The sequence below is a fragment of the Streptomyces sp. NPDC104106 genome, assembly GCF_055584345.1.
In genome coordinates this window covers 1-11533 of record NZ_JBVJMF010000042.1, presented here as the reverse complement: position 1 = coordinate 11533, position 11533 = coordinate 1, and the positions used below count along the sequence as shown (strand labels likewise).

The following is an 11533-nucleotide window of genomic DNA, read 5'->3' as shown; positions in this document are numbered from 1 at the left end:
CGCCCAGCTGCTCCTCGACTCCGTCAGGACACCGGTCGACCCCGCGGGCGAGGCCGCCAGCGAGAGCGAGCCGGAGCCCGAACCCGTGAAGTGACCCGAGTAGGACGACGGGGTACTCAAGCACCATGGAGGGGCCGCCCGCGGGCGGCCCCTCAGCCGTAGACCGCTCGTGGTCCAGCCATTTCCGGCACCCGGTGTATGAAACCGCGTGAGCGGTTTGTTAACCTGGGCATGGCTCCTGCGCCGCCGTGGAGCCTGAGTCGCCGACGTCCCGCCGGCGCTGATGTCCCGTGTCCAGGAGGCAGCACATGGTCAAACAGGAGCGCGCCGCGCGCACGCGGCGTTCGCTGATCCATGCGGCGGCCGAGGTGTTCGCAGAGGTGGGCTTCGTTCCCGCGTCGCTGGGCGCCATCAGCGCCCGCGCAGGCGTCAGCAACGGGGCGCTGCACTTCCACTTCGCCAACAAGAGCCTGCTCGCGGAGGCGGTCGAGGAGGAGGCCGCCCGGACGCTGCGGCGGCTCACCCAGGCGGCGCGGGACCGGCACGGCGACTCCCTGCAGGCGGTGGTCGACGCCATGCACGCGCTGGCCGCAGCCCTGGCCGGGGACGTCGTGGTCCGCGCCGGCTTCGAACTCGCCGGGGACATCGGGCGCCGTGTGGAGTCCCCGCTGCGCCAGGAGTGGGAGCGCTGGGTGGAGGACAGCCTGCACCGGGCCGCCAAGGCCGGTGTGCTCGCCGAGGGTGTCTCCTGGCGTGACGCTGCCCGGGTCCTGATCGCGGTGACCGTGGGGCTGGAGGTACTCGGCGGCGAGGACGCCTCCTGGCTGTCCCGGGAGAGTGTCACCCGGATCTGGGAGCTGCTGCTGCCGCTGCTCGCCGCCAGGCGGGACCTGGGGGGCATGGCGCCCTCCGGCTCGTGGGCGCCGGAGGCCGCGTCCCCGCGGACGCGGCCGGGGCCGGCGCGGTCGGAACCGTAGCGGCGCGGCGGTCGGCGTCGGCTCGTCGGCGGGCCGTGGACCGCTCGAACTGCCGTACAGATCCTGAGGGTTGTGACTCGTGCGACGCTGTGGTATTTCTGACTCCCGAACAAATACATACGGGCTATGCGGTTTTGTTTAGGCGCCCTGAGGCAGCCGGGCACGAGACCAGGGGAGACACCGTGAACATCGAGGTGCTGGGCGCCTTGGACATCCGGGAGAACGGCGTTCGGGTGACGCCTACCGCGCCGAAGCCGCGCCAGGTGCTCGCCCTGCTCGCGCTCCACGCCGACCAGATGGTCTCCGTGGCGACGCTCACCGAGGAACTGTGGGGCGGCACCCCGCCGCGCAGTGCCCGTACCACCCTCCAGACCTACGTCCTGCAACTGCGCGAACTCATCGCCGGCGCCCTGGAGCGGGAGGGCGAGGGGGAGCGCGGCGGGTCGGCACGGCGCGGCACGGCCAAGGACGTCCTCGTGACCGTCCAGGGTGGCTACCTCCTCAACAGCCGTGGCGGTACCAGCGATGTCCGGGAGTTCGAGCGGCTCACCGCGCTCGGCTACGCGGAGATGGACGCCGGTGACTTCCAGGGCGCGGCACGGCGGCTGCGGCAGGCCCTGGCGCTGTGGACCGGGCCGGCCTTCGCCGACGTACAGACCGGGGCGCAGCTGAGCACGGAGGCCAAGCGGCTGGAGGAGACCCGGCTGTGCGCCCTCGACCGGCGCATCGAGGCGGAACTGCGGCTCGGCCGGCACCGCGACCTGCTCGCCGAACTCACCGTCCTCGTCGGCCGCTACCCCACTCACGAGACGCTGCGCGGCCAGTACATGCTCGCCCTGCACCGCTCGGGACGGCGCAGTGAGGCGCTCGAGACGTACCAGCGGCTGCGGGCCACGCTCGTACGGGAGCTGGGCCTTGAGCCGTCGGCCGATCTACGGCGGATCCAGCGGCAGATCCTCGCGGCCGGCCCCGAGGACCCGCTCGACGAGGAGGCGCTCGGCCGGCGGGCGGACGACGGCGGCGGCGGCCGGCTGACGTCCCACGCCTGATCCGCGGACTCCCGTATCCCGGCGAGTTCTTTCCGGACGGCTTCTCGGCATCTCCCGGGGTCTCGTCCGTCTTCCTTCCCCCTGCGCGCGCTGGTGTCCTGCGTGCTTTGAGGCCTGCTCAAATGCCGCTGAAGGAACCGATGCCTCCGGTGTGGGTGCGGCTAGCGTGCAGGTTCGCCGACGATTTTCCGCCATCGGGAGTACCCGACGACGAACGGAGGGAACCATGGAGATTCAGGTCTTGGGTCCGCTGTGTGCCGCCGTGAACGGGGACTCGATCGTCCCGTCCGCCGGGAAACCCCGTCAGGTCCTGGCCCTGCTGGCCCTCTACCCGGGCCGCGTCGTACCGGTGCCGACGCTGATGGAGGAGATCTGGGGGACGGACCTGCCGCAGAGCGCGATGACCACGCTCCAGACGTACATCATGCAGCTGCGTCGCTGCCTCGGTACCGCGATGGGGCCGGACGCGCCCGGCGCCGCCAAGAACGTTCTCGCCACCCGGCACGGGGGTTACCTGCTGCAGATCCCGCCGGAGAGCGTGGACGTGCACACCTACGAGCGTCTCGTCGGCGAGGGCCAGGAGGCCTTCGAGGAGGGCGATGACGAGCGGGCCGCCCGCTGCTTCCGGCAGGCCCTGGCGCTGTGGCAGGGGCCCGCACTCGTGGACGTGCGACTCGGTCCGGTGCTGGAGATCGAGGCCACGCGGCTGGAGGAGTCCCGGCTGGTGACCGTGGAACGGCGGATCGACGCGGACCTGCGGCTCGGCCGGCACGCCGAACTCATAGCAGAACTCACCGACCTGATCGCCCGTCACCCCCAGCACGAGGGGCTGCACGCGCAGGCCATGGTGGCCCTGTACCGCTCCGGCCGGCAGGCCTCCGCTCTCAACGTCTACCGCAAGCTGCGCGAGGGCCTGATCGAAGAGCTGGGCGTGGAACCGTCGCCGCAGTTGCAGCGACTGCATCAGGCCATGCTCGCCGTCGACCCGGAGCTGGACGTCATCGCGGGGCCGCGGCGCGGCTCGACGTTCGACCGGTACGCCGCGTAGTGACCTGGTACACCGTCATGGCGATGGCGGAGACCGGGGCGTGGTGCAGGAACGCGGCGACCGGCGGCGTCCGGGAACGGCTTCCCTCGGGCCGTTCTTGAGCGGCGCTCGAGAAGCTGCGGCCATCCTCGAAGTCCCCCCCCCGTGTCGCCGGGGCGGACGCAGAGGAGGATCCATGCCGGACGACCAGCCCGTGCGACTGTACTGTTTCGCGCACTCCGCTGAAGGCGTCTGCGTCTTCGACGGCTGGGCGGCACACGTCGGGGCCGGGGTGGAGCCCGCCCCGGTCTTCCTGCCGGGCAGCGCCCCGCGCCACGGCGAGCCGCGGCTGACCACACGCGAGGCGCTGCTCGCCGACGTCCTGCCGCTGTTCACCGAGCCGCACAGCGGCCCGTTCGTCGTGTACGGGCACGGCCTCGGCGCGATGATCGCGCTCACGGTGGCGCGCGCCCTGCACGAGGCCGGCCTGCCCGGCCCGGCCCTGCTCGCCGTCGGCGCCTGGACACCGCCGCACCTGCCCGCCGGGCTGGCGGACGCCCGCCGTGCCACCGACGCCGAACTGCTGGACGTCCTCGGCGGCAAGGGCGCCGTACCGGCAGGCAGCGACGAGGGCGTCCTGCTGCGGGCCATGCTGCCGGTGCTCCGCGCGGAACTGGAGCTGGCGCAGGACCTGCACGCGGCCGCCGAACGTCCGTCCCCGGCCGGCCCGCTCACCACCCCGGTGCTCGTGGTCGGCTCGCGGGACAACCGCCTCGTCGCGCCCTCGACGGCCGACGCCTGGCGCGGGTGGACCCAGGGACCGGTCTGGTCGCGCACCGTCCCGGGGCGCCACTTCTTCGTACGCGGCGGCCGGGAACTGCCCCGGCTGCTGGGCCGCGCCTGCCGCGTCGCCGGTCGGCTCGCCAAGGAGCCCGCGACCGTCGGCTGACGCCGTGTGACCCCGTGTTCCGGAGCCACCGGATCCGGGCTTTTCTCATTCCGCCGCCCGGCCGCGCCCCGCGGACCGGGCGGCGAATGTGCCGAGAGAGGTGTACAGATGTCTGGTGAGCGTGTCGACAGGGCGACGCATCACGTGCACGTGTCCGCGCCCGCGGGCGTGGTCTACGCGGTACTCGCCGATGGGGCGAAAATGCCGCTCTACTGCTCGCAGAGCGTCCATGTGGAGTGCCTGGAGTCCGACGGCGGCCGGGAACGCCTGCGGATGTGGACCCTCATGGGCGGGCGGATCAGGTCGTGGATCTCCTGGCGGCACCTGGACCCGGTGGAGCGCCGGCTGGAGTTCCGCCAGAAGCTGCCCGGCTCCCCGCTGGACTCGGTGCGCGGTGTGCTGAGCGTACGGCTGAACGGCCCGCACGACACCGTGCTGGAGCTGCGCTACGGCCTCGACGACCTGCCCGAGACCGAGTGGGTGGAGCGGACGGCGGGACTGGACATCCGCACCCAGCTCGGCCAGCTGAAGAGCTTCGCGGAGCACTGGACGCGCCTGGACGACCTGGTGCTGTCCTTCGAGGAGTCCGTGCGCGTCCACGGCCCGGCCGAGCTGGCCTACGACTTCCTGTACCGGGCCGAGGGCTGGCCCGAACTGGTCCCGGACATCGCCCGGGTCGACCTCGTCGAGGACGCGCCCGGGGTGCAGCGCATGACGCTGGACCGGCTGACCGAGACCGGCTCGCACACCACCAGCGCGGTACGCATCTGCTTCCCGCACGCGGGCCGCATCGTCTACAAGCAGACGCGGCCCCTTGCGCTGATCGCGGCGCACACGGGGGAGTGGTCCGTCGTCCCGGACGAGACGGGGACGACCGTGACCTCCCGGCACACCGTCGTGCTGCGGGAGGAGGACGTCACCGCGGTGCTGGGCCGCGGAGCGAACCTCGCCGACGCCCGCCGGCAGGTGCGGGCCACCCTCGGCCGCGCCAGCCTGGCCCTGCTCGACCTGGCCCGGCAGCACGCTGAGAGCGCCGTTCGCATGCTCTGACCGGCCCGGCAACCACCCTGCCGTGCGGAGGAGTCGCGGAGGCGGCGGCCGCGCCGTCGCCTCCGCCGTCGCTTCTCGGTGCCTGCTCGGGCGCCGCTGTACGTCCGCTCGGGAAACCGGACTTCGGCCGCGTGCTGCCCTAGCGTGCTCATCTCGACCGTTGTGCACGCAGGCAGGTCAGGAGGCCGTGATGGGGGAGAGGCAGTACGGCCCGGCCCGGGCGGTTGCGAGCGCCCCCGGGCGCGGGGCCCGGGGCGGTGAGGAGGCCCGCGTGCCCGTTCGGCGCCGGCGGGAAGGGGGGAGGGGATTCGGTCAGACCGTACGCCCCTTCACATCATGACCGGGCACCGCTTCCCGCAGGGGCCGGTGTCGGTGGTCGTCTCTCCCGGGCCCGCTGCCCGCCCCGCGCCGTGGGACCTCGAACTGCGTGGGCCGCTCGACGCGGCCGCGCTGGAACGGCTGCTGGCCGAACTGGCCGCCGACGACCCGGCCCACTCGGGCGATCCGGACCGGCCCGGCTGGCGGCACCGCCTGCTGCGACACGGGCCGGACCATCACACCCTGCGGTTCTCCACACCACAGGGGACGCCCGGCGCGTCCATCGCCGCCGTCGCGGGCCGCGTCGCCGACCGCCTGACCCGGCCGCCCGCACCGGCCGACCGGCTCCTGACGCCCGCACAGCGCGCGGTGCTGACCCGGCGCGGCGAGGAGGAGCAGCGGTACGAGGCGATGGTGGTCGAGGCGGACGCGGTCCCGGCGGACGCCGGAGCGCTGCGTGCGGCGGTGCGCGCCGTGGTGGCCGCGCATCCGCAGCTGCGGTCCCGGCTCGACACCGGGCAGGGCTGGCGGGTGGCGGCGGCCGAGGAGCACGCTTCGGCGGCGCCGGATCCGGTGGTGGAGGGAGAGTTCGACGACGAGGCCGGCTTCCTCGCGCTCGTGGACTCGGTCGGCCGTACCCTCGACGCCCACGCCGGGGTCCACCTGCGCGTCCTGCTCGCCAGGGACCGCCGCGGAGCCGCCCGGACCGTCGTCCTCGCCCTCGAACCCGCCGTGGACGCCACGTCCTGGCACATCCTCCTCGACGACCTGACCGCCGCCCTCGCCACCCCGCCCACCCCACCGGCTCAGCACCGTCTGTCGGGCCCGGTCGGTTCGGGTGGTTCCAGTGACTCGGGTGGGGTGGGTGGCTCGGGTGGGCCGGACGGCGCGGTCGACCTGGAGGGATCGGGTGGTGTGGTCGGCGTGAGCGGTTCCGCCGGTACGAACGGCTTGGAAGGCGCGGGTGGGCTGGGCGGTCCTGTCGGCCTGGACGGTCCGGATGGCCCGGACGGGGTGGACGGTGCGGTCTGTCCCGAGAGCCCGGTCGGTCCGGGGGCGGTGGACGGATGGGTTGAGGGGTTGCGGGAGTTGGCCGGTGACTCCGCGGAGGTCCTGCACTGGAGCCTGGTCGCCGAGCGCAGGGCGCGGGCGGGGCGGGGGCAGGAGAGTACGCGGAAGCGGGACCGGCCGCCGGCCGGCGGCGTGAGGGGGACCGGGGCCCCCGCCGTACCGGGAGCCATGCCGGACCAGGGGTCCGGCGTCCGGCACACCGCCCTGGCCCTGGACGAGGACGCCACCGAGCGGATCGTCCAAGGGCTCGCCCGGCGGCTCGCGCTGACCACCGGGCAGGTGCTGACCGGGGTGTTCGCGCTGGCGCTCGCCCGCTGGCGCGGCCAGGACGAGGTCTGCTTCGACGTACGGAGTGATCCGCGCGGCGGGCGGCAGGCGCTGCGGCGGTACGTGGGGCGGCTTGCCGAGCCGTATCCCGTGCAGTTCGCACTCGGACCCGAACGCGATCTCCTCGGTCAACTGACCGAACTGGCCGACGCCTTGGCCTCCTGCGCCGGACGAGAAGCCGGGGCGGGGTTCGGGGCGTGCCGGGAGTGGAGTGCCGACCCGGCCGTGCGCCGGGCCCTGCGGGAGCTGGCGCCCGCCCGGATCTGCCTGGCCCTCGACGGGGACGGCCGGCCGCTGCCCGGTTCCGCCCGGCCCCTGCACAGGCCCGCCTACCGGCTTGAGGCGCGGGCCCATGTCCGCGGCGGCCGGCTGCACTTCGAGATCGACTGGCTGAGCGATCCCGCGGCCGGTATCACCGACACCTCCGTCGCTGAACTCGTCTCCCGGCTCAGGGAGTTGCTGGCGGACCCGCCCGCCGCACCGATTCCGCGCACCTTCCGGGCCACCCCCCAGCAGTCGGCGCTGTACACCGGCGGTGACGCCCGGCCCGGTACCGGACGCCATGTCGAGCAGCTCGTGTGGGTCTGGCGCGGGCCCCTCGACCCGGGCCGTTTCACCCGGTCCTGGCAGTCCGTCTTCGACTGCGAGACCATCCTGCGTACCGCGTTCACCGACGGCTGCGAACCGCTGCTCGTCGTGCACGAAGAGGTCGTACCCGAGATCACCCGCCGGGCCTTCCCCGACGACGGCTGGGCCGCCTTCCTGGAGAGCGACCGGCGGCGCGGCTTCGACCTGCGGCGCCCCGGCCCGCTGCGGATCACCCTGCTGGAGACGGAGCCGCCCCGGCCCGCGGACCCCGTCCCGTCCACCCGGATCCTGCTCACCTACCACCGGGCGCTGCTGGACACCTGGAGCGCGCACCTGCTGCTGCGCGCCTTCTACCGGGCCTACCTCGCGGGCGGAGCCCTGCCCGGCGGCGAACGGCGTCCCGATCTGCGGGACTACACGGCCTGGGTCGCCGCCCAGGACCCGGAGCCCGCCCGGGGCTTGTGGACGGCGAGCGCGCCGCCCCCCGGCGCCGCCTCCCGCCCGGTGCGCACCTCCGCGCGGGCCGGCCTGACCGGTGTCGGCCGGGCACGGCTGCGCCTGGACCCCGCCGAGACCAGCCGCCTCGCGCACTGGGCGGGCAGCTGGGGCACCGCCGAGAGCACCGTGCTGCAGGCGGTGTGGGCCATGCTCATCTACGCGGCGTCCGGCGCCACCGGACCGGCCCCGGTCTGCTTCGCGGTGACCGTGTCCGGGCGGGGTGTCGCGCTCGACGGCGCGGCCCGGATACCGGGGCCGCTGCGCAACCCGCTGCCGATGTCCGTCGAGGTCGACCCGGCGGCCACCGTGCCCCGGCTGCTGTGCGGACTGCGCGACCGCGCCCTGGACATGGCCGCCTACGAATGGGTGCCGGCCGACTGGATCCACGCGTGGAGCGGCGGCGCCAGACCGGACACCGTCATCGTCTTCGAGGACCCGCCGCACCCGCTGGACGGGCTGGAGGCCCAACTCGCCGCGCACGGCATCCACGCCGAGCTGCCCGACACCCTGCCCGCCCGCTCCACACTGCCCATCGGGCTGCTCGCCCACCACGACGGCACCGGCGGCCTGGTCCTCACCGGGGTGCACGACCGGGCCCTGCTGGACGAGGACGACGCCGCCGAACTGCTCGCGCGCAGCGCGCTGCTGCTGCGCTCGCTCCCGCTGTCGGCGGGTGAGACCACCACGGTGGGGGAGGCGCTGGCGTTGCTGGACGAGAGTGCCGTACCGCGCCCGACCGGTGCCGGTGCCGGCACCGGCGGCCCGCTGGTCAGGCTGCGAGCGGCGCGCCGGGACCAGGCGGGCACGATCTGTCTGATCCCGCCGCCGGGCGCCCCGGCGACCTGCTACGACCCGCTGGCCGGCAGCTACCCGGGGCCGCAGGAGCTGCTGGTGCTCACCGGTGCCGATGCCGAGGGCCTGCCGCCCGCGCTCCCCGCGCTGCGCACCGCCCGGTCCCTGCTGCTGGCCGGGTTCTCCGGCGCCGGGGTCCTCGCCTGCGACCTCGCCCGGCGGATCGCGGCGGACGGTGGCCGGCCGCCCCGGGTGGTGCTCGCCGGCGGCTCCGCGGACGAGCAGGACCGTTTCCGCACCCTCGTCCGGGCGCTCCGGCACGCGGCCTCGGCCGCACCCGACGACGCGTAGCGCGCCGCGTGCGCGCGGTGCCGGTCCACTCCTCTTCCGCCGCTGTTCGAGAGCCGCTCGTTCGCGGTTCTGCATCGTGGCCATGGCATGGGCGACCCCGCCCGGTCGCTGACGCCGTTCGTGCAGTGGGCCCGCAACCATCTGGAGAGACATGTCCCGTCGCCTGTTCACCTCGGAGTCCGTGACCGAGGGGCATCCCGACAAGATCGCCGACCGGATCAGCGACACCATCCTCGACGCGCTGCTGCGCGACGACCCGTCCTCGCGTGTCGCGGTGGAGACCCTGATCACCACCGGCCAGGTGCACATCGCCGGCGAGGTGACCACGGAGGCCTACGCCCCGATCGCCCAGTTGGTGCGCGACGCGATCCTCGACATCGGCTACGACTCCTCCGCCAAGGGCTTCGACGGCGCGTCCTGCGGTGTCTCGGTGTCCATCGGCGCCCAGTCCCCCGACATCGCGCAGGGCGTCGACGCCTCGTACGAGCAGCGCGTCGAGGGCGAGGAGGAGGACGCCCTGGACCGGCAGGGCGCGGGCGACCAGGGCCTGATGTTCGGCTACGCCACCGACGAGACGCCGAACCTGATGCCGCTGCCCATCGAGCTGGCCCACCGGCTGTCCCGCCGCCTGACCGAGGTCCGCAAGAACGGCACCATCCCCTACCTGCGCCCCGACGGCAAGACCCAGGTCACCATCGAGTACGACGGCGACCAGCCGGTACGGCTCGACACGGTCGTCGTCTCCACGCAGCACGCATCCGACATCGACCTGGAGTCGCTGCTGACCCCCGACATCCGCGAGGAGGTCGTCGGGTACGTGCTGAGCCGGCTCGCGCGGGACGGCATCAAGCTGGACACCGAGGGCTACCGCCTGCTGGTCAACCCGACCGGCCGCTTCGAGATCGGCGGCCCGATGGGCGACGCCGGCCTGACCGGCCGCAAGATCATCATCGACACCTACGGCGGCATGGCCCGCCACGGCGGCGGCGCCTTCTCCGGCAAGGACCCCTCGAAGGTGGACCGCTCCGCCGCGTACGCGATGCGCTGGGTCGCCAAGAACGTCGTCGCCGCCGGTCTGGCCTCCCGCTGCGAGGTCCAGGTCGCCTACGCCATCGGCAAGGCCGAGCCCGTCGGTCTCTTCGTGGAGACCTTCGGCACCCACACGATCGAGCCCGAGAAGATCGAGAAGGCGATCGGCGAGGTCTTCGACCTCCGCCCGGCCGCGATCATCCGCGACCTCCACCTGCTGCGCCCGATCTACGCCCAGACGGCGGCCTACGGCCACTTCGGCCGCGAACTGCCCGACTTCACCTGGGAGCGCACCGACCGCGCCGAGCTGCTCAAGGCAGCCGCGGGCCGGTAGGCGACGAGCCGGCGGGCGGCGGTCCGCCGACGGCGACCAGCGACCGAAGCGATCGAAGGAATCGAAGGAGTTCCCGTGCGCATCGCGGTGACAGGATCCATAGCCACCGACCATCTGATGGTCTTCCCCGGGCGGTTCGCGGACCGGCTGCTGCCCGATCAGCTCGCGCATGTCTCGCTGTCGTTCCTCGTCGACCGGCTCGAGGTGCGCCGGGGCGGGGTCGCGGCCAACATCGCCTACGGACTCGGCGGCTTCGGGCTGTCGCCCCTGCTCGTCGGGGCGGTCGGCACCGACTTCGCCGAGTACGAGGTGTGGCTGAAGGACCACGGCGTCGACACCGGCGCGGTGCGTGTCTGCGCCGAACGGCAGACCGCCCGCTTCATGTGCATCACCGACGAGGACGCCAACCAGATCGCCGCGTTCTACGCGGGCGCGATGAGCGAGGCGTACGACATCGACCTGCGCGCGCTCCTCACCGGTCCCGACCGTCCCGGCCTGGTCCTGGTCTGCCCCGACGACCCAGCGGCGATGCTGCGTCACACCGCCGAGTGCCGGGCCCTCGGCATCCCCTTCGCGGCCGACCCCTCGCAGCAACTGGCCCGTCTGGACGGAGACCAGGTCCGCGACCTGGTGACGGGCGCCACCTGGCTGTTCACCAACGAGTACGAGGCCGCGCTGCTGAAGGAACACACCGGCTGGAGCCACGCCGAGGTCCTCGCGGCCGTCGGCACCTGGGTCACCACCCTGGGCCCGGCCGGGGTCCGCATCGAGGGCGCCGGACAGCCCCCGCTCACCGTCCCCGCCGTGCCCGGCGTCGAACCGGCCGACCCGACCGGCGGCGGCGACGCCTTCCGCGCGGGCTTCCTGGCCGCCGTCAGCCACGGGGTGCCGCTCGAACCCGCGGCCCGACTGGGCTGCGCGCTGGCCTCCGTGGCGCTCGCCGCGGTGGGTTCGCAGGCCCACGAGGTCGACCCGCAGCGGCTGGCCGCCCTCGTCGAGCGCGCCTACGGCCCCGGCGCCGCCCGGCCGCTCGCGTCCCTCCTCGGTGCGGGCGAAGGCGAGGGCACGCCATCATGAGCGCCGACAGCCGGACCCGTGCGTCCGCGCTCCGAGAGGCGCTCGCCACGCGTGTGGTGGTCGCCGACGGGGCCATGGGCACGATGCTCCAGGCCC

General features: G+C 74.0%; 8 protein-coding genes. All 8 read left to right on the top strand.

Features of this window, described 5'->3' with window-relative positions:
• Positions 1-308 precede the first annotated feature (308 nt).
• The 8 genes from ACZ60X_RS43630 to ACZ60X_RS43595 all read left to right on the top strand — a co-directional run bounded on the left by ACZ60X_RS43630 (position 309) and on the right by ACZ60X_RS43595 (position 11437).
• Entirely contained in the window at positions 309-977 is a 669-nt protein-coding gene (locus tag ACZ60X_RS43630; RefSeq protein WP_469611372.1) for a ScbR family autoregulator-binding transcription factor, read from the top strand.
• A 182-nt stretch (positions 978-1159) separates the two neighbouring features.
• Positions 1160-2026, top strand: a complete 867-nt coding sequence (locus ACZ60X_RS43625; protein ID WP_469611369.1) for an AfsR/SARP family transcriptional regulator — start codon at positions 1160-1162, stop codon at positions 2024-2026.
• Positions 2027-2252: 226 nt separating this feature from the next.
• Entirely contained in the window at positions 2253-3074 is an 822-nt protein-coding gene (locus ACZ60X_RS43620; RefSeq protein WP_469611367.1) for an AfsR/SARP family transcriptional regulator, read from the top strand.
• A 175-nt stretch (positions 3075-3249) separates the two neighbouring features.
• A complete protein-coding gene (locus tag ACZ60X_RS43615) occupies positions 3250-4002 on the top strand; it encodes a thioesterase II family protein (protein WP_469611365.1) in 753 nt (250 codons plus the stop codon).
• Between the two features lie 108 nt (positions 4003-4110).
• Complete coding sequence (locus ACZ60X_RS43610) at positions 4111-5052, top strand: SRPBCC family protein (RefSeq protein ID WP_469611363.1); 942 nt, start codon at positions 4111-4113, stop codon at positions 5050-5052.
• A gap of 336 nt (positions 5053-5388) precedes the next feature.
• Positions 5389-8997 (top strand): condensation domain-containing protein, encoded by a 3609-nt coding sequence (locus ACZ60X_RS43605; RefSeq protein ID WP_469611361.1) that lies wholly within the window; start codon positions 5389-5391, stop codon positions 8995-8997.
• 151 nt (positions 8998-9148) lie between these two features.
• The gene (metK, locus tag ACZ60X_RS43600; RefSeq protein WP_469611359.1) at positions 9149-10360 is read left to right on the top strand and encodes a methionine adenosyltransferase; all 1212 of its coding nucleotides are present in this window, start codon (positions 9149-9151) and stop codon (positions 10358-10360) included.
• Positions 10361-10435: 75 nt separating this feature from the next.
• Positions 10436-11437: a carbohydrate kinase family protein gene (locus ACZ60X_RS43595; protein WP_469611357.1), complete on the top strand. Its 1002-nt coding sequence runs from the start codon at positions 10436-10438 to the stop codon at positions 11435-11437.
• The last annotated feature ends 96 nt before the right edge of the window (positions 11438-11533 follow it).

Bases quoted from the DNA above. Each gene is read 5' to 3' on its own strand.
- ACZ60X_RS43630 (WP_469611372.1), top strand. From the start codon at position 309: ATGGTCAAACAGGAGCGCGCCGCGCGCACGCGGCGTTCGCTGATCCAT.
- ACZ60X_RS43615 (WP_469611365.1), top strand. From the start codon at position 3,250: ATGCCGGACGACCAGCCCGTGCGACTGTACTGTTTCGCGCACTCCGCT.
- ACZ60X_RS43605 (WP_469611361.1), top strand. From the start codon at position 5,389: ATGACCGGGCACCGCTTCCCGCAGGGGCCGGTGTCGGTGGTCGTCTCT.
- ACZ60X_RS43620 (WP_469611367.1), top strand. From the start codon at position 2,253: ATGGAGATTCAGGTCTTGGGTCCGCTGTGTGCCGCCGTGAACGGGGAC.
- ACZ60X_RS43610 (WP_469611363.1), top strand. From the start codon at position 4,111: ATGTCTGGTGAGCGTGTCGACAGGGCGACGCATCACGTGCACGTGTCC.
- metK (WP_469611359.1), top strand. From the start codon at position 9,149: ATGTCCCGTCGCCTGTTCACCTCGGAGTCCGTGACCGAGGGGCATCCC.